At 59.9% G+C, this 18,014-nt stretch carries 17 protein-coding genes and 1 tRNA gene; 6 read left to right on the forward strand and 12 right to left on the reverse strand.

Annotated elements, in window-relative coordinates; translation table 11 throughout:
• Nucleotides 1-53: 53 nt before the first annotated feature.
• Complete coding sequence (locus tag V8N38_RS08805) at nucleotides 54-629, reverse strand: helix-turn-helix domain-containing protein (RefSeq protein ID WP_060440248.1); 576 nt, start codon at nucleotides 627-629, stop codon at nucleotides 54-56.
• Nucleotides 630-696: 67 nt separating this feature from the next.
• Here V8N38_RS08805 and V8N38_RS08810 point away from each other — a divergent pair, with 67 nt between their 5' ends.
• Nucleotides 697-1,620, forward strand: a complete 924-nt coding sequence (locus V8N38_RS08810; protein ID WP_141958751.1) for a DMT family transporter — start codon at nucleotides 697-699, stop codon at nucleotides 1,618-1,620.
• Nucleotides 1,621-1,671: 51 nt separating this feature from the next.
• Here V8N38_RS08810 and cycA read toward each other — a convergent pair whose 3' ends face one another.
• Nucleotides 1,672-3,072, reverse strand: a complete 1,401-nt coding sequence (gene cycA / locus V8N38_RS08815; RefSeq protein ID WP_070913933.1) for a D-serine/D-alanine/glycine transporter — start codon at nucleotides 3,070-3,072, stop codon at nucleotides 1,672-1,674.
• A gap of 349 nt (nucleotides 3,073-3,421) precedes the next feature.
• Between cycA and V8N38_RS08820 the strand changes: the two genes are divergently transcribed.
• A tRNA-Lys gene (locus V8N38_RS08820) sits at nucleotides 3,422-3,497 on the forward strand.
• A 220-nt stretch (nucleotides 3,498-3,717) separates the two neighbouring features.
• On the opposite strand, the gene V8N38_RS08825 is transcribed toward V8N38_RS08820, so the two are convergent.
• Nucleotides 3,718-4,221 carry a DedA family protein gene (locus V8N38_RS08825; RefSeq protein ID WP_060419625.1) on the reverse strand — a complete coding sequence of 168 codons (504 nt, stop codon included), beginning with the start codon at nucleotides 4,219-4,221 and terminating at the stop codon, nucleotides 3,718-3,720.
• 74 nt (nucleotides 4,222-4,295) lie between these two features.
• Entirely contained in the window at nucleotides 4,296-5,609 is a 1,314-nt protein-coding gene (locus V8N38_RS08830; RefSeq protein ID WP_087762294.1) for an MFS transporter, read from the reverse strand.
• A gap of 383 nt (nucleotides 5,610-5,992) precedes the next feature.
• Here V8N38_RS08830 and V8N38_RS08835 point away from each other — a divergent pair, with 383 nt between their 5' ends.
• Nucleotides 5,993-6,295: a putative quinol monooxygenase gene (locus V8N38_RS08835; RefSeq protein WP_047730753.1), complete on the forward strand. Its 303-nt coding sequence runs from the start codon at nucleotides 5,993-5,995 to the stop codon at nucleotides 6,293-6,295.
• Nucleotides 6,296-6,412: 117 nt separating this feature from the next.
• Here V8N38_RS08835 and V8N38_RS08840 read toward each other — a convergent pair whose 3' ends face one another.
• The 3 genes from V8N38_RS08840 to V8N38_RS08850 form a co-directional block, all read right to left on the reverse strand.
• On the reverse strand, nucleotides 6,413-6,967 hold the full coding sequence (locus tag V8N38_RS08840) for a hypothetical protein (RefSeq protein WP_060419623.1): 555 nt from the start codon (nucleotides 6,965-6,967) through the stop codon (nucleotides 6,413-6,415).
• Nucleotides 6,951-7,517 carry a GNAT family N-acetyltransferase gene (locus tag V8N38_RS08845; RefSeq protein ID WP_147839484.1) on the reverse strand — a complete coding sequence of 189 codons (567 nt, stop codon included), beginning with the start codon at nucleotides 7,515-7,517 and terminating at the stop codon, nucleotides 6,951-6,953. The genes V8N38_RS08840 and V8N38_RS08845 overlap by 17 nt, the downstream gene beginning before the upstream one ends.
• Before the next feature lie 100 nt (nucleotides 7,518-7,617).
• Nucleotides 7,618-8,796, reverse strand: a complete 1,179-nt coding sequence (locus tag V8N38_RS08850) for an MFS transporter (protein ID WP_147839483.1) — start codon at nucleotides 8,794-8,796, stop codon at nucleotides 7,618-7,620.
• A 339-nt stretch (nucleotides 8,797-9,135) separates the two neighbouring features.
• On the opposite strand from V8N38_RS08850, the gene V8N38_RS08855 reads away from it, so the two are divergent.
• The 3 genes from V8N38_RS08855 (at nucleotide 9,136) to V8N38_RS08865 (ending at nucleotide 11,318) form a co-directional block, all read left to right on the forward strand.
• Nucleotides 9,136-9,852: an autoinducer binding domain-containing protein gene (locus V8N38_RS08855; protein ID WP_147839482.1), complete on the forward strand. Its 717-nt coding sequence runs from the start codon at nucleotides 9,136-9,138 to the stop codon at nucleotides 9,850-9,852.
• A gap of 179 nt (nucleotides 9,853-10,031) precedes the next feature.
• Nucleotides 10,032-10,460: a universal stress protein gene (locus V8N38_RS08860; RefSeq protein WP_033642623.1), complete on the forward strand. Its 429-nt coding sequence runs from the start codon at nucleotides 10,032-10,034 to the stop codon at nucleotides 10,458-10,460.
• 177 nt (nucleotides 10,461-10,637) lie between these two features.
• Nucleotides 10,638-11,318 (forward strand): hypothetical protein, encoded by a 681-nt coding sequence (locus V8N38_RS08865; protein ID WP_060419615.1) that lies wholly within the window; start codon nucleotides 10,638-10,640, stop codon nucleotides 11,316-11,318.
• Nucleotides 11,319-11,364: 46 nt separating this feature from the next.
• Here the strand turns inward: V8N38_RS08865 and V8N38_RS08870 are convergent, their stop codons facing one another.
• The 5 genes from V8N38_RS08870 to V8N38_RS08890 form a co-directional block, all read right to left on the reverse strand.
• Entirely contained in the window at nucleotides 11,365-12,378 is a 1,014-nt protein-coding gene (locus V8N38_RS08870; RefSeq protein WP_060419613.1) for an Ldh family oxidoreductase, read from the reverse strand.
• Nucleotides 12,379-12,397: 19 nt separating this feature from the next.
• Nucleotides 12,398-13,963 carry an APC family permease gene (locus V8N38_RS08875; RefSeq protein ID WP_063989483.1) on the reverse strand — a complete coding sequence of 522 codons (1,566 nt, stop codon included), beginning with the start codon at nucleotides 13,961-13,963 and terminating at the stop codon, nucleotides 12,398-12,400.
• 44 nt (nucleotides 13,964-14,007) lie between these two features.
• Nucleotides 14,008-15,624 (reverse strand): aldehyde dehydrogenase (NADP(+)), encoded by a 1,617-nt coding sequence (locus V8N38_RS08880; RefSeq protein WP_147839481.1) that lies wholly within the window; start codon nucleotides 15,622-15,624, stop codon nucleotides 14,008-14,010.
• A 55-nt stretch (nucleotides 15,625-15,679) separates the two neighbouring features.
• The gene (locus tag V8N38_RS08885; RefSeq protein WP_147839480.1) at nucleotides 15,680-16,600 is read right to left on the reverse strand and encodes a dihydrodipicolinate synthase family protein; all 921 of its coding nucleotides are present in this window, start codon (nucleotides 16,598-16,600) and stop codon (nucleotides 15,680-15,682) included.
• A 209-nt stretch (nucleotides 16,601-16,809) separates the two neighbouring features.
• Nucleotides 16,810-17,664: an AraC family transcriptional regulator gene (locus V8N38_RS08890; protein WP_060419604.1), complete on the reverse strand. Its 855-nt coding sequence runs from the start codon at nucleotides 17,662-17,664 to the stop codon at nucleotides 16,810-16,812.
• Nucleotides 17,665-18,014: the final 350 nt, after the last annotated feature.

Consider the following 18,014-nt stretch of genomic DNA (forward strand, 5'->3'; position numbering starts at 1 on the left):
ACAGCGGCACGACAGCGACACGACATCCGCCGCCGGTGCGGGCCGGCGGGCGGTCAGAAGGCGACGTTGCGGATAAAACGCAGGGGCAGGTCGCCGTGGTTGGCGTAAGCGTAGCGTTGATCGCTGTTGAAGGTTTGCGCGGCGCCGGCGGTGAGCGTCAGCGTATCTTGTTCCAGCTCCAGCGTCAGGGTACCGGCAATCACGTAGATCATTTCGCTCCAGCCTTCGGCGTCCGGCGCAGAGTCATAGCGCTCGCCCGGCATCAGCGTCCATTCCCACAGCTCGGCCCGCTGCCGCGCCGGTACGCTGGCGGCGAACAGCGCCTGGCTGCCCGGCTGCGCGCCTTGCCAGGCCAATTCCCCGACCATATGGCTGCCGCGCGCCTCCGGTGCCTGGATCAGGTCGGTAAAGGAAATCGCCAGGGCGGCGGCGATCTTGTCGAGCACCGCCAGGCTGACGTTGCGATCGCCGGCCTCGATGCCCGCCAACATGCGACGGCTGACGCCGGAAAGCTCGGCCAGCGCCATTTGGCTCAGGCCCGCCTGTTGGCGGTAGCCGCGCAGATTGCTGCTCAGGTACTGCAGCACCTTGGGGGGATCGGTTTTTGCGTTATGCGCCGTATTGCTCATCGCCGGACTTTATCTCATACTGGCAGGATCTGTGCATTATATTGCACTCAGCAGGAAGGGCAAGCCGGTGTCAGCAGCAAAAAAATCCTTTATTTCCGCCATGGTTCCGCAAATCAGGCTGCCGGAAGCGGTGTTGATTTTCATCACCATGATCTGGGGCGGCACCTTTTTGGCGGTGCATCACGCGATGCAGGTCAGCGGGCCGTTCTTTTTCGTCGGCCTGCGTTTCGCCACCGCTACGCTGGCGCTGACCCTGTTTTCGCTGCGCGTGTTGCGCGGCCTGACCCTGTATGAACTGAAGGCGGGCGGGCTGATTGGGCTGGCGATTATGTTTGGTTACAGTATGCAAACCGTCGGCCTGCAGACCATCACCAGCAGCCAATCGGCGTTTATCACCGCTATGTACGTGCCGATCGTGCCACTGTTGCAATGGCTGGTGCTGGGGCGGTTCCCCGGCATCATGTCGTGGATCGGCATTCTGTTGGCCTTTACCGGCCTGATGCTGCTGGCGGCGCCGAGCAGCACCGACATGACGCTGAGCCTCGGCGAAATTCTGACGCTGGCCGGTACCCTGGGGATGGCGGCAGAGATCATTCTGATCGGCGCCTTCGCCGGTAAGGTGAATATCCGCCGGGTGACCATCGTGCAGCTGGCGACCGCCTCGCTGACCTCATTTTTAATGATGGCGCCGACCGGCGAGTCGCCGCCGCCGTATTCGGATTATCTGCTGTACAGCGCCATTGGGCTGGGGCTGGCCAGCGCCTTGATTCAGTTGACCATGAACTGGGCACAGCGCAGCGTTTCGCCGACTCGGGCCACGGTGATTTACGCCGGCGAACCGGTCTGGGCCGGCATCGTCGGGCGGTTGGCCGGCGAGCGTTTGCCGGGCGTGGCGTTATTGGGGGGCGCGTTGATCGTGATTGGGGTGGTGGTCAGCGAGCTGCGCGTGCGGCGCAAGGATAAAGCGGCGGTGGCGACGGAAGCGGATTAGCGCGGAGGCTTAGAAGGAAAAAAGGGGCGGAGATATCCGCCCCTTTTTGCATCATGCGGTTTTCTTCTTGCGCAGGAACACGTAAGACAGGCCGAGCACGATGAACCACAGCGGGGTGACGATCAACGCCTGGCGGGTGTCTTCGCGCAGCGACAGCAGCACCAGCACGAACACGAAGAACGCCATGCACACCCAGCACATCAGTTTGCCGGCCGGCATCTTGTAGATCGATTTCTGGTGCAGCGCCGGGCGCTGTTTACGGTAGACCAGATACGAGCACAGGATGATGGTCCAAACGAACATGAACAGAATCGCCGATACGGTGGTCACCAGGGTGAAGACCGTCATCACGTTCGGGATCAGGTAAATCAGCACCACGCCGCCCAGCAGGCAGATGCAGGAGAAGGTGAGGCCGTTGGCCGGCACCGCGCGCTTGGACAGAGTGGCGAACGATTTTGGCGCGTCGCCTTCCTGCGCCAGCCCGAACAGCATGCGGCTGGTGGAGAACACGCCGCTGTTGGCGGAGGAGGCGGCGGAGGTCAGCACCACGAAGTTGATCACGCTGGCCGCGGCAGGCAGGCCGATCAGCACGAACAGTTCAACGAACGGGCTCTTGTCCGGCACCACGGAGCTCCACGGCGTCACCGACATGATGACGATCAGGGAGAACACGTAGAACATGATGATGCGGATCGGAATCGAGTTGATGGCGCGCGGCAGCGATTTCTCCGGATCCTTGGTTTCTGCGGCGGTGGTGCCCACCAGCTCAATGCCGACGAAGGCGAATACCGCAATCTGGAAGCCGGCGAAGAAGCCGCTGATGCCTTTCGGGAACATGCCGCCGTCATTCCACAGATGGGTGAATGAGGCCACGGTGCCGGTCGGCGACTGGAACTGCATGGCGATCATCACCAGCCCGGCGACGATCAGCCCGACGATGGCGACGATTTTGATCATCGCAAACCAGAATTCCATTTCGCCGAACATCTTCACGGTCGCCAGGTTAAGGCCGAGCAGCAACAGTACGCACAGCAGCGAAGCGATCCATTGCGACAGCCCGGGGAACCAGAACTGGGCGTAGGCGGTAATCGCTACGACGTCGGCGATGCCGGTGACCACCCAGCAGAACCAGTAGGTCCAGCCGGTGAAGAAACCGGCCCACGGGCCGAGCAGATCCGCAGCGAAATCGCTGAACGATTTGTATTCCAGATTGGACAGCAGCAGCTCGCCCATGGCGCGCATCACGAAGAACAGCATAAAGCCGATGATCATGTACACGAAGATGATCGAAGGGCCGGCCAGGCTGATGGTTTTACCTGAGCCCATAAACAGACCGGTGCCGATGGCGCCGCCGATGGCGATCAGTTGAATATGTCGGTTAGTGAGGTTTCGCCGTAGATGATCTTCTGAAGCGGGCGTCGCGTCAGTCGCTATTTTAGAGTGATCTACCATCTGATGATGTCCTGTTTTACCTGTCATTAGTGAAGTCGCGAGCTCTGAAGTGGCTCTTTTTTATACATTTATCCGGTTGGCCCGGCTTTAGTAAGGTAGTGCAATAACGCCACCTTTGTGCAACATGTTTACAACATTTATACGCGGGATAAAAGTCGATCAATCTTTACACGGAGGAGGCAAATCGGACGTTCAGGGAGCGGAAGATTACTCTTCAAAAGGTGGGATTAATAGACCTTATGCGGCTTATCTCGTTGATTAAACAAAGGGTTGTAAAATTCGCATGAGAAAAAGTAATGAGTGTAAGCGTTTGACAGCGGCATTGGCGAGGAGGACAATTTATCCCGTTGGGTCGTTAGCTCAGTCGGTAGAGCAGTTGACTCTTAATCAATTGGTCACAGGTTCGAACCCTGTACGACCCACCAACCAAATCAGCGTGTTACGCCCAGGCTTTTCTCCGTTTCTTCCCGCATTGCGCCGTTTTAAGCGCGCATTCTGCAAAAAAATTCGCATTTTTCGACTGATGTTCAGAAAGGTGATCTGGCGCAAACTGCGGTGTTGCACGGCAGTTTATACGGCAAGAGAGGCTGTGCGCTGGCGCAACGTCGGCGCATGGGGCGGTCATTTGCCCAAGAATCTTTCAGGTCAAGATGCGGGGAATAAATGCGCAGCCGACATCAAGATCAGCGCCCAGGCGGCGGCCGAGAGTGCGGCGGTGGCATAGACGCGCCCCAGCGGCAGCTTCAGCATGCCGGCCATCAGCGGTACGGTATAGCGCATTACCGCCAGAAAACGCGAGGCGAACAGCAATGGCAACCCGCGCTTTTGCAGGGCGCGCTGGGCTTTGTGCAGCGGCGCATGAAAACGCGCCGGTAGCCGGCTGCCAAGATCGCGGCGGCATAGCAGCGCGCCGCAGTGGAACGACAAGATCGATCCCAGCGCGGCCCCGAGGGTGATGGCCGCCCAAACGGTGCCGACAGGCAGCGCGTGCTTGCCCGCAACGATGCCCATCAGCAGCGTGACCGAGGCGGGCGGCAGGACGGAGGAAACGAAGATCACGGATTTACCCAGCGCAAACAGGAAAATCAGCAGCAGCAACATCTCCGGCTCCGGGCTGTATTTGGCGATAATGTGCGTCAATTCATCCATTTAACACCTGTGGGCGAGGAGGCTGAATGCCAGTGTCCCATCCGCAGGTTCAATAATGGCTAAATAACGCGCCGCTATCCGGCAATCTTTGCGTCTTGCTTGCTCACGTCGGCGCGCCGGTTTTTGAGCGCCCACAACAGCGCGGCGCACAGCAGTGCAAAGGCGGCCAGCACCAGCGGCCCGGCATGCGGGCTGTGAAAACGCTGTTCCGCCTCGGTGCGGATAAGCGGGGCTAAAAAGCTGAACGCCGCGCCGAGCGTGGTGCAAAAGCCGATGCCGGCCGCCAGCGCCGGGCCGGTGAGCACCTGAGCGGGAAACGTCCAGAAAATCGGCTGTACCGCCAGGAAACTGACTGCACAACAGCTCAGTGCGGCGATAGCGAGCAAAGGACCGGCATAGGAAGAGACCACCAGCCCTAACGCCGCCGCGACCATGCAGGCGACGGCGATCGGTAGTCTTCTGGCGGTGTTTCTGTCGGCAAAGCGCGGCAGGAAATAGACGCCCAGCGCAGAGAACGCCCAGGGAATGGCGGCCACCAGCGAGGCCTTGAAGCCGAGATGGGTGCCCATCAGCGAGGCGACCTGCGAAGGCAGGAAAAACATCAGGCCGTACACGCCGATCTGCAGGGTGCCGTAGATCAACGCCAGATGCCAAACTTTGCCGCTTCTCATCGCTGCTTTGACGCTGCTGGTTTCGGTCTGCTGCTGTTCGGCGGCCAACTGTGCGACCAGCGCCGTGCGTTCTTCCTCAGTCAGAAAGCGGGCCTGCTGCGGGCTATCGTCGAGATAGAAAAAGGCGAAGACGCCGAGGGCGACGGCCGGCAACCCTTCCAGCACGAACATCCAGAACCAGCCGGGCTTACCCAGTACGCCGTGCATCTCCAGCAATGCCCCCGACAGCGGGGAGCCGAGCGTCAGGGCCGCCGGCACGCCGAGCACGAAAATGCCAATGACCGAGGCGCGCACCTTATTGGGAAAATAGATCGACGCGAGCAGCAGGATGCCGGGGTAAAACCCGGCCTCGGCGATCCCCAGCAGAAACCGCAGGACGATAAACTGTTGTTCGTTGGTCACCAGCCCGGTGCAGGCCGACAGCGCCCCCCACAGCGCAGTGGTGGCGCTGAGCCAGCGTTTGGCGCCCCAGCGGTTCATCAGCAGGTTGGCCGGGATGCCGAACAGCGCATAGGCGGCAAAAAATATCCCGGCACCCAATGCGAAGGCGGATTGCGACAGCGCGATATCGATGGCCATCGCGTCCTTGGCAAAGCCGACGTTAACCCTGTCGATAAAGGCGATAAAGTACATGGCGAACATCAATGGCACCAGCCTGCGCCAGGTTTTACGAATGGCGACGTTGAGCGCAGGAGCGGCATAGGTGGTGTGATTCACTGGCGTTAACCTCTCTTCTGAGAATGACAAGCGTCGGTCACAGGACCGTCCTGATGCCGTTGCCCTCAACACGACGGTAACCCCGGTTTTTCTTCGCGATCCTTAAAGGTCTAAAGGACTAATGGTCAGGCCTTTGAGGGCGAAAAAAACGCCGCGTATCGGGTCGGCAGGGTGGTGCAGACATCACCATGGTGAATGGTGTGTTGCTTTTTTGTTAACCGGAAGTTCACACAGGGCCAGGGTAGGTTCAAGCGCTTTGATCGAGATCTGTGTGCGCTATCACCGAATTGGCAACCCGGCGATAGGCCTGGAGTAGGGGGCTTTCATCTCGGGAGTGAGGACGATAAGGTGAGGCACGGCAAAACAGAATGCAGGAGCGCAACATGCTGAAGGTCATCGCTGAAGATTTTATCCATCCGGAACACATTGAAACCGTTATGCCATGGTATCGCGAGCTGGTGGAGAAAACCCGGCAGGAACCTTTGTGCATCAGTTATGAGCTGTGCATCGACCAGCAGGACCCCGGGCATTTTATTTTTATCGAAAGCTGGCCGGATCGCGCCGCCCTGGATGTACATTGCCAGACCGAGCATTTCACCCGGCTGGTGCCGCAGATCAATCAGCATCAGCGCAAGCCTTGCACCTTCCTGTTTATGCAGGTATTTCCCGGTTTGAACGGCGACTAGATGAAAAAAACCCCGCAGGGGGGCGGGGCTAATGGCTTCTCAATGCATCTTGTAATGGTTAATAAATAACCTTATTGCTTGAGGCATGCTCTGAGAATGCTCCTAAATGTATTCATCCTATGAATGATTATGCGCGGTGGCCTCGCTGGCGGTCCTGATGTCGCGCAACATACGGCGGCGTATCAGCCCGCTGACCAGGCGAATAGTATACCAGTAGGGGGTGAACCGCCGTCGGCTGGCGTCGTCGGGGCAGAAGATGCGCGTTTCCGTTACCAGGCGGCAGTGGCCGCTCGGCAAAGGGGTCACGACGTAACCCAACGCCAGTTTGGCGACGCCGGGCTGAGCGAAGGCCAGAAACCCCGGCCCGTCGGCGACGTCCTCCAGACCGTATTCGGCCTGCCAAAAGCGGCCGATCAGGCCATAGACCAGCGCCGTTTCATCCCGCTCAAGCAGGCAAAAGTTATGCAGGCCAAACGGCGGTGGGCTGGGTTTATCGCGTGGCATCAGCCGTGCGGGCAATTCGCGCAGCGCTATCATGCTGCGGAAAAAGCGATCGTGCTTGGGATCGTAAGCGGCCACGGCCGCCAGTATCCGGGCCGACGGCGCGGCGATGGTGATGGCATGCCGCTCCGAGAACTGGTATTGCCCAAGGTATTTATTCAGCAGCGCCATGCTTTGCATTCTCCCACCATTCACTTTGCAGCAGAGCGAAACCGAATTCGTCGCCCCACGTGCCTTTAAAAAACACGTTTTGCCGCCAATGGGCCTCGCGCCGAAAACCCAGCTTGCCGAACAGCGCGGCGGCGCCAAGATTACGCGCGTCCACCACTGCGGTAATGCGGTGCTTCGCCAGCGGCCCGAACAGCAGGGCGATGACGGCGTTCAGCGCCTCGTGCGCCATCCCTTGCCGCTGATGGCTGGGCGCGAAGGTCACGCCCAGTTCAGCCTGGCGCCCCGCATCGAAGAAATGCACTGCGACATCGCCGAGCAACGCGCCGTCTTCGCGGCGCTCGACCGCCAGTTGAAACCAGCTGTCGTCACGGTTGAACTCGAGCCGCCGCTGCCGTTCGAAAAAGGCCTGCGCATCGGCGGCGCCGTAGTCGCTCCAGCTTTGATAGCGCGCCACGTCGGGGTGGCTGCGGTAGGCGGTAAAATGGGGCAGATCGTCGGCCGTGAACGGGCGCAGGATCAGCCTGGGAGTCTGCAGAGGCAAAGGGCGCATTGTTTTTCCTTATCAGCGCATTAGGGCTACCGGCAGTGTAGCCCAGCGCCGAGAGGTGGGCTGCGTAAAATGAGCTGTGGAAAAAGGTGAGGAAAGTCGGTCATCGTTCACTCGTCGGGAGTGTTTCTCTGAAAAAGATCAGCGTCAGCAGCAGGGCGATGGCGCCGAGCGGCAGCGAAAACAGCGGCAGGTAATGGGCCGGCAGCGCGTAGAGCGCCAGGCCGCCCAGCATGCCGCCCGCCGCGATGCCGGCGTACAGCACCGAGCTGTTGAGCGACACGGTCAGCGCGCCAAAGCGTTTCGACAGCGACAACAGGTGATGTTGGATCGGCACCAGATACATCCAGCCGGTGATACCCCAGACCAGAAAGATGGCCAGCACCCACCAGGGTGAGGTGACATAAAAGGCTAACAGAAACAGGGACAGCGTCTGGAGCGCCACGGAAAACAGCAGCACAAACTTGCTGCCGAGAGCATCGGTTAACGCACCGGAGGCAAAATTGCCGATCACCGCGCCAATGCCGAACAGCAGCAGCGCGAGGGGAAGAATCGCCTGCGGGCCGAACTGGGTGTTTTTCAGCAAGACGCTGACGTAGCTGTAGACGATGTGTTCCGAGCAAACGGCAAAAAAGGTGATCAGCAGCGTAGTCAGCACCGCCTTTTGCCGCAGCGGGGTGAGCCGCTCTTTCAGCGAATGCTTGCCCGGTGGCGCAATGGCGCGCAGCGCCAGCGAAAGGCCCAGTAGCGCAATTGCCCCCAACAGGGCGATGAACAGGAATATTTCACGCCAGCCGAGCAGTTTGGCGAGAAAGGTACCGAATGGAATACCGAGCGCAATAGCCAACGTCATGCCCCCATAGACGATGGAAATGGCCAGACCGCGGCGTTTTTCCGCCACCAGCCCCACCGCGGCGGCGGCGGCCTGCGGCGTGTAACAGGCCGCTCCCAATGCGGCCAGCACTCTGCCGAACGCGATCTGCAGGTAGCTGGTGGCCCAGGCGCACGCCAGGTTGCCGGCGATGAACAGCACCAGCGCCAACTGCAGGATATGCTTGCGGTTGACGTTGCCGAGCAGCCAGGCGGTCAGTGGCGCGAACAACATATAAGCCAGCGCGAATACCGATATCAACTGCCCCGCTTGCGCGGGGCTGACGGCAAAGGTATCGGAAATGTCGCTGAGCACGCCGGCGACGATAAAGGCGTCGGTGCCAATGGCGAACGTGCCGGTCGCCATCAGATAAAGCGGGGAAAGCTGACCGTTATAGCCCGTTAATCTCATTCTGTATTCCTGGCATGTTCGTTTTTATCGCGGCACGCCTCCATTATTTTCTGCATGACGGCGTCTATTCATCAAACTTAGGCTCACAGGAAAAGTAATGGTGGATAGGTGGCGTTGTCTATGACAGGAATAACAGGTTTACGTGCCGAGGAGATTATGCTATTCGCGCAGTTTTTCTGTTCGGTGCAATAAAAAGGCTTATTTTAAAGGGAATAGCTGTTTTCGTTATAGCGTTGGTGTTTTTTATTATATGAAACGGCTACTGGCGCCGGGCGACGATATTCTATAGTGAGTCTGACCTATCGATAAATCGGCATCGCTATCTGGAGAACCTGCGTTATGGATACCCGCACTCAACGGCTCATGGCGGAGGTGATTGGCAGCCTGGCCGATCGCGAATGCTTTCTGACGCAGCTGGAGCCCTGCGCCGAGGCGCTGGGGTTTGATTATTTCTCCTACATCGTGTTTTCCTGTTATCCGGCCAGCCGCCCCAAGATGCTGATCGAAGGGAATTTTTCAGCGAACTATCTCGAGGATTACCGGCGGCAGCGGGTGTATTTGCAGGATCCGGTTATTGAGCGCGCTCACCATTCCACGCTGCAGTTCCAGTGGGACGAAAGCTTTTATCACGAGCGGCCGACGCTTTGGCGGCATATGGCGCAATTCGGCCTGTGCGCCGGCTGGTCGCAGTCGGTTAAGGATTGTTATGGCCGGCTGGGGATCCTGACGTTTGCCGGTAAAGCGCTACCCGAGCAAACGCCGCAAGCGCGCGCAGTAAATGAAACTTTTTTCCTTTGGCTGGCGCAAACCGCCCATAAAACGCTGCGTGAAGCCTTGATCTCGGTGAACGACGACGCGATAAAAGGTGTGCTGACGCTGCGTGAAAAAGACATTTTACGCTGGTGCAGCGAAGGGAAAACGGCGGAAGAGATCGCGCTGTTGATGGGGTTGAGCGAGCGCACGGTCAATTTCCATATCGGCAACTCGATTAAAAAACTTTCTGTCGCCAATAAGACCGCCGCCACCGCCAAAGCGGTTTATTTGCAGCTGATTTAATCTCGAGTACTAAATAATTAATCGCCTATCCGTTATTGGTGTGATGTTTATATTTTGTTAAATTAAGAACTATCCTTATCAGTATTTACCCCCGATCACAAAAGCGTGATAAAGCGATTCACCGCGCCCGTGCGCGGCAGTATTCTGTAGGCACCCGGTTTACATAGAAAGGACGTGATATGTACAAGACTATTTTGGTGCCGATCGATATTGAAGAGGACCTGTTGACCGAACATGCGCTGAAGCATGTGGAATATTTGGCGAAGATGTCCGGCGCTAAAGTGCATTTCTTCCATGCGCTGCCGGATGCCTCGGCTTTTGTGACTGCCTATTCGTTCGGTCTCAAGGAATTTGAGAATCAGGCGGAAGTGAAGGCGGTCGAGAAGCTGAAGAAAATCATGTCGGAAATCGATCTGCCGTTGGATCGCCTCAATTACACCGTCAGCTTCGGCTCTGCGCGCGATCAGGCGCTGGAGCTGGCGGAAGAGATCGACGCCGATCTGATCATCATCGGTTCGCGCCGCCCGAGCGTGAAAACCTATCTGCTGGGGTCTAACGCTGCCGCTATCGTTCGCCATGCCAATATTTCGGTGATGGTCGTCAGATAATCCGTTTTAAGCCCACCGTTTTCGGGCGCGTTCTGCGTTTGCCGGTCGGCTGCAGAGCGTGCCTGGCGTTTTATTGCCATCTCAGCCTGAGCTGCTACGATTTTAGCTGACGTTTTTATGCCAACCGGGCCACCGGCCTTGCGCATATTCTTCATCTCAGCCAGAAGAGGGGCAGCTATGCCATTAGAAGTCGATGGGATCATCAGAGGCGATCGGGGCAGTGAACCGAGCCGTTGGCAACACGCGTCAACCAAACCGCTTATCACGCTGACCTGGCATCACACCATTCCCTGGAACTGTTTGCGTAATGTCTGGAATGGTCTGGTCGCGGGGCAGCATTGGGACGCGCTGGACGAGTTTATGAACCTGATCGGTGTGCCAAACCGCGCCGAGGTGCTCAAACAGATCAAGAATAAAAACCTGCAGGATCGCGATGGATTACACACTTTGGTGACCTGGCAAGGATGGAATATCGTCGAGGGGCCGGGTAATGAATATCGTGCGCAGGGAGACGATCCCGGTGAAAATTTCGACGGTTGGTCGGGTAAGGGGATGAGCACTAACCAGCAGGCGACGCAGCAGCAGGTCAACGTGTTGTACCGGGTGATGGAGCCGTTGGGCCGCCGGGCGCTGGACGCCGCCAGACAGGCGCCGCCCATTACCGCTAAGGAAGCGGGCATTTTGCAACGGACGATTAAACAGACCCGCCCAACGTTGCGAGGAAAGGAACCGATCCGGTGGCAAGAAGACATGTGGCATCAGGTGCAGTCGGGTAAAGAGGCGAAACACTTCGCCCGCTGGGATACCAAACCGGTATGGCGCAAGCGTCTGCACAGCGACTTGGCTCAGGCAGGGTAAAACTCACCTCGCGCCGGATTGCCGGCGCGAGGGAATCAATCCGGCGCTAATCGCACAGTGCCACGATTTCGTCATATAGCGCCCTGGGGATCTCCACGCCGTCTTGTTCGCTCTGCCTCCGCTGCCGATAACGGCGTTCGCCGGGGATGCGTGCGCCTTGCGCCTGCATATCAGCAAACATCGCCTCTGCGCTGGCGAAATATTTCGCCTTATCCGCACCGAGAAAACGTTCAGGATCCAACGCGATGATCAGCTCACCGCCGTAAGGCGACGAACCGGTGCCGTCGTCGTAGGCCAGCGATTCCTTGCTGGTCATATCGCCGATCAGCGGCCCGGCCAACAATTCAACCATCGCCGCCAGCGCCGAGCCCTTATGTCCGCCGAAGGTCAGCATTGCGCCCTCCAACACGCTGGCGGCATCGGTGGACGGATTGCCTGCCTTATCAATGCCCCAGCCTTCAGGCAGCGGGGTGCCTGCGCGGCGATGCAATTCGATTTCGCCGCGTGCCGTCGCGCTGGTGGCCATGTCGAACAAAAACGGCGGCCGATCCGGGCGCGGCCAGCCGAAGGCAATGGGGTTGGTGCCGAACAGCGGGCGCGAACCGCCGGCCGGCGTCACCCAGGCGTGGCTGGGCGTGCAGGCCAAGGCCACCAACCCCTGCTCGGTCAGCGGTTCGATGTCGGCCCACAGCGCGGAGAAGTGCACGCAGCGGTTGATCGTCAACGCGGCGATACCGTTGGTGCGCACCTTATCGATAAAGGCCGGCAGAGCGGTGCGGTAGGCCAGCAGAGAAAACGCGCCGCCGGCATCGGCGCGCAAGATAGCCGGCGCCTGGTCGAACAGCCTGGGTATCGCATCGGCAGAAACCTTGCCTGCCTGCAGCGATCGCACGCAGCCCAAGAGCCGGTACAACCCGTGCGAAGCGCAGCCGTCGCGTTCACCCTGGGTGACATTTTGCGCTACCGCCTCGGCATGCGCCTGATTGAAACCGTTGCTGCGCAGTGCGCGCAACGCCAGTTGATAAGCCTGTTCCAGCGACAGAACGTGCATGGATGTCATTTTGATGTCCTCCCTGGGTTCATTCTTCTTCATCGCCGATAAAATTGGCCTGGGGTAAACAGGTATAGGCGCCCCAGTAGTAAACCGCCAGCGCAATCACCGCCATGGTAAGGGTGTCCCACGGGTGGGCAATGGCTCCGATGCCGCCGAAGCTGCTGAGGTAGGAGAGTGCGATCACCAGCGCATAGAAGACGATCAGCCACAGCGAGGACCAAATTTGCTGCCGGAGGCTAACGGCGTGGGTCGGCACCTGATTTTTGAACAGGATGTAGATGAAGAACATCAGGATCTGCAAACCGAGCAGCCAGGAGACGGTATCCCAGCCGGACCAGAAGACGATCAACGCCGAAATGATAAACGACAACGGGCCGAGCACGCAGAAAGCGCGCACCCGGAACGGACGCGGCATATCGGGCGCATTGCGCCGCAGCCCGGCGGCGGTGACCGGGGCGATGGCGTAGCTCAGTACCAGCGCGGCGGACACCACGCCGATCAGCTTTTCCCACGACGGGAACGGCAGCGTCCAGAATACCGAGAGAGCGAAGGTCAGCCACAGCGCCGGGCGGGGAATGCCGGACTCGCCATCTACCCGGGTGAACAGTTTGAAGAAGGTGCCGGCGCGCGCCCAACCGTAGATCACGCGAGGCGTGGCGTTCATATAGATGTTGCCGGTGCCGCTCGGTGAAACGATCGCGTCGCTGACCACCAGAAATGCCAGCCATCCCATGCCCAGCGTGATGGCGATATCGCGGAACGGCAGGGAGAACTGTTGGCTGATACCGGCCCAGCCGCCGCTCAGCATCTCGCTGGGGATACTGCCGAGAAACGCTATCTGCAGCAGCACATAGATGATGGTGGACAGCACCACCGACAGGATCAGCGCGATGGGAATGGTGCGCTGCGGCCTTTGCACCTCGCTGGCGACCGAAATGATCGGCGTCAGGCCTAGGTAGGCGAAGATGATGCCGCCGGCGGAAATGGCGGCCTCAACCCCGGCGGAACCGAAGGGAGCAAAGCCCTGGCTGTGCAGGTTTTCCGGTTTGAAAAAGCTGAACAACACCACGATCACCAGCAGCGGCACCAGAAATTTCAGCACGCTGATCAGGTTATTGGATTTGGCGAAGGTTTTGACGCTGTAGTAGTTGAGCGCGAAGAAAAAGCACAGCAGCGCCAGCTGCACCAGCCAGCCGATCGGCGTAGGGTCGCCGGAACCCGGCTGGCTGAGGAACGGGAACCAAGCGGCGGCGTATTGCCGGGCGGCGACGACTTCGATGGCGATCAGGCTGGAGAAGGCGATCAGCGTGATAAACCCCAGCAGATAACCCATCAGCTCGCCGTGCGAGAACACCGGATAGCGAATGATGCCGCCGGCGCGCGGCAGGGCGGCGCCCAGTTCGCAGTAGACGATACCGAGCAGCAGCACCGCCAGGCCGCCGATCAGCCAGGAATAGATGCCGGCCGGGCCGGCGATGGAGGAGACATGGCTGGCGGCGAACAGCCAACCGGAGCCGAAGATGGCGCCCAGACCGATGAACGTCAGATCGGTGAGCGTAAGCTGCTTCTTGAATTTGCCTTGGGTTGTCATGGTATTACCCTTTTGTTATTGAGTGGCAGGCAGATGCGGCCGGGCTAATTTTTGGCAGGTGAAACCAGGGGATCTCGGGTGAATACGCCGTTCACCAGCCGCAGCAGGTTGAGCGGGTTGGCGTCCTGCAGCGGTGGCGGCAACAGCGCCGCTGGCGTGTTTTGTAAACAGACCGGCCGCAGGAAACGTTCGATGGCCAACGTGCCTACCGAGGTGCCGCGTGCGTCGCTGGTCGCCGGATAGGGGCCGCCGTGCACCATGGCGTCGCACACTTCTACCCCGGTCGGATACCCGTTAAACAGCACCCGGCCGGCTTTGCGCGCCAACAGCGTCGTCAGCCCGGCGGCCATATCGAGATCGCCGTCATCCGCCAGCAGCGTGGCGGTCAACTGACCTTGCAATGCCGCCAGCGCCGCGTACAGCTGTGCTTCGCTATCTACAGCGACCAGGATGCTGGCCGGGCCGAAGACCTCCTGTTGCAGCAGCGGATCGGCCTGCAGCAGCAGCGCCTCCTCCGCTTGATACAGCTGGGCCGTCGCCCGATGAGGGGGCGTTTCGCTGCGGCCCGCCAGACGGCGCATACCCGGGTGCGCATCGAGGGCCGCCAGGCCGTGACGGTAGTGCTCCAGCGTGCCGGTATTCAGCATCGGTTGCGGCTCGGCGGCGTTGGCCAAGGCGCTCATCGTTTCGGCCAGCCGATCGAAGGCGGCGCCACGCAGCGCGACGATCACGCCGGGCTTGGTGCAGAACTGACCGCAACCTAGCGTAAAGGAAGAGACCAGTTCCTGCGCGATGTGCTGCCCGCGCCGCGCCAGCGCCTGTGGCAGGATCACGACCGGATTGATGCTCGACATTTCGGCGAAGACCGGGATGGGTTGAGGGCGTTGCGTCGCCAGATCGAAGAGCGCTCGACCGCCTTGCAGTGAGCCGGTGAATCCCACGGCCTGAATCGCCGGATGTTGTACCAGGTCGGCTCCCACGCGGTTGCCGAAGATCATGTTGAAGACGCCGGCAGGCATCCCCGTGCGTTTCCGGGCGCGCTCGATCGCCTGAGCGGTCAGCTCGGCGGTGATCATATGGCCGCTGTGCGCCTTGAACACGACCGGGCAGCCGGCGGCGAGCGCGGCGGCGGTATCGCCACCCGCGGTGGAGAACGCCAGCGGGAAGTTGCTGGCGCCGAATACCGCCACCGGGCCGAGCGCCGTGCGGTATTGACGTAGATCGGGGCGCGGCAGGGGGGAGCGCTGCGGCAGCGCACAGTCGATGCGCACGCCCTCGACGTCGCCGCGCCGCAGCAGCGTAGCGAACAGCCGCATCTGGCCGCTGGTTCTGGCGCGTTCGCCGCTCAACCGCGCCGGCGGCAAGGCGGTTTCCTGCATGGCGAAGGCGAAGAAATCCTCATCCAACGCGTCTAACTCCTCGGCAATGGCGTCGAGAAAGTTCGCGCGTTGTTCCGCGCTGAGCTGCGAATAGGGTGCAAAGGCCGCGGCGGCAGCTTCTGCGGCGGCGGCGGTTTCTGCCGCCGTGGCCTGGTGGAAGCGGTAGCCGGTCGGCTCACCGTCGTCGGCGCGCAGGCTGAGCAGCGTCGCTTCTCCTGTGGCGCAGCGCTGGCCGCCGATAAATTGTTGGCCGCTGATGGCGGCATAGCGATCGTTGGGCATCGGTTCCCCCCGGTAGAGAAAGCATGACGCCCGGCATGGCCGGGCGATGAAGGCGTTACAGGCCGACGTTCGGCAGCGCAGGGCGAGTGGCCAGCGCTTTATCGATCACGGCGTTGATCTCGGTGAGCGTCTCGCCCTGCAGCGGCAGGCGCGGCGGACGAGTGACGGCGCTGCCGCGGCCGACCCGCTGTTCGCAGAGTTTGATGCACTGCACCAGATCGGGGCGGGCATCGAGGTGCAGCAGTGGCATAAACCAGCTGTACAGCGCCAAGGCTTCCTCATAGCGTTTTTCCTTCGCCAGCCGGAACAGCGTTTCTCCTTCGCGCGGGAAGGCATTGGACATGCCGGAGATCCAACCTTGCGCACCAACGGCGAGGCTTTCCAGCACCACATCGTCCAACCCGGCAAACAGCACGAAGCGATCGCCGACTTCGTTGCGCAGATCGATAAAGCGGCGGGTGTCGCCCGAAGAGTCTTTGAAGCACACGATATTTTCGCAGTCGACCAGCGAGGTCAGGATGTCGGGCGTGACGTCATTTTTGTAAATGGGAGGATTGTTGTAGACCATGATCGGCAGATCGGTCGCGCCGGCGACGCTGCGGAAGTGCGCGGCAGTTTCGTGCGGCTTGGCGGAGTAGACCAGCGCCGGCATCACCATAATCCCGTCGACGCCGGCCTTTTGCGCTTCACGCGCCATGTTCTGCGCGAAGGCGGTGGTGAACTCGGCGATGCCGGCGATCACCGGAACTTTACCGTCGGCGGCGTCTCTTGCCACTTCGATCACCGCCAGCTTCTCTTGCACCGTCATCGAGGTGTTTTCACCGACGGTGCCGCACACCACCAGGCCGGAGACGCCGTCGCGCACCAGGTTTTTAATCACCGTATGAGTGGCATCGAGGTCCAGAGAGAAATCGTTGCGGAACTGGGTCGTCACCGCCGGGAATACGCCGCTCCAGCTTATGGCTTTATGGCTCATCGTGTTTGTCCTGTCGTCCGAAAGTGTTAATGAAAAGTGAATCTTTGGTAAGGCTCACCGACAGATTGACCGGTATTGCGCGGGGAGGCTTGACGCTTTTCGCCGATTGCCGCGACGAAATTGGCACAATGGCGCCGAATAGCGGGCGTGAAAAAACCGGGCGCTGGTGCACCGTGAAAAGAGGGGGGTTAACCAGATAAATCAGCGCATTAAGCGGAAAGCGTCAGGCGGAAATCGCGCGGCGTAGAGCCGGTCATCGCTTTGAATTGACGGCTGAAGGCGCTGTGATCGGTGTAGCCGCACAGCAGCGCGATGTCGGTGATCGGCAGATCGCCGGCCAGCAGTTCCGTGGCCTTTTCTAACCGCACTTTGTGGATCATCTGGCGCGGGGTGAGGTGGAAGATACGTTTGCAGTAGCGTTCGATCTGCGCCACCGACAAGCCGGTCAGCGCCGTCAGCTCCTCAAGCGCGATCGGCCGTGCGTAGTGGCGGCGGATGTGCACGTCGATCGCCGCCAGCCGTTGGTAGGCCGGGTGATGGGCCCTGGCCTCCTGCAGATCGTGAGAAATACCCGCCATACCGATGATTTTTCCCTGCGCGTCGTACAACGCCAGCTTTTGCGTCAGGCACCAGCCGGTTTCGCGGCCGTTGTACAGGTGCATTTCCAGCTGATCCTGGATCAGCACGCCGTGGCGCAATACCCGCAGATCCTGCTCGGTGTAGCCGGATCCGAGCTGGGCGGGAAAAACGTCGGCGGAGGTCTTGCCCAGCAACGGCGTGACGGTTTTGAAACCGCAGCGCCTGGCCAGCGTCAGGTTGGCCAGCAGGTAGCGGGCCTGGGCGTCTTTGATAAAGAACACCACGTTAGGGATCGCGTTCAGCAGCGGCGCGATCAGCGCCAGCGTATTCAGCAGATCGCGCAGGTTGTTCGGGCGCTGCTGCGCCAGGCCGTCGCACAGGCGCGACAGATGTTCAACGGCGAAAACGTCCTCTTGCTCCGGCAGCCCCACGAGCGAAGGCGGAGAGAGAGAAACCGGAGGCTGATAGTCTGAAGTGAATCGCATAGCTGTCCCTTTTCGGTCGTTAGCCGGAAAAACAGGCGGCTCGGGTTGATGTCTTCGCATCAATATTAACTTTTCTTTAACGAATCAAGCGCTATTTCCGGCCGCCTGCCAAATATGCGGATTGCCGCATACTTTTGCCGCGCGGTGCGTGGCGGTTGCTTGAAAACTGCGGCGCTTCTCGCCACGGGGAGGTTTAGCATGAAATTAAGGCTATGATAAATAAGTTATTGTTATGGCTTTCGTTAAGGGCGCGCCCGTGACGCGTCAGGCCTGACTTTTGTCACTGTGCTGATTTCTTCATTTGCCGCGCCGAAACGCATCAAGCCGTAATGGCCACATTCGTTCAGGCT

The sequence above is a fragment of the Serratia nevei genome, assembly GCF_037948395.1.
In the GTDB taxonomy this organism is placed as follows: domain Bacteria; phylum Pseudomonadota; class Gammaproteobacteria; order Enterobacterales; family Enterobacteriaceae; genus Serratia; species Serratia nevei.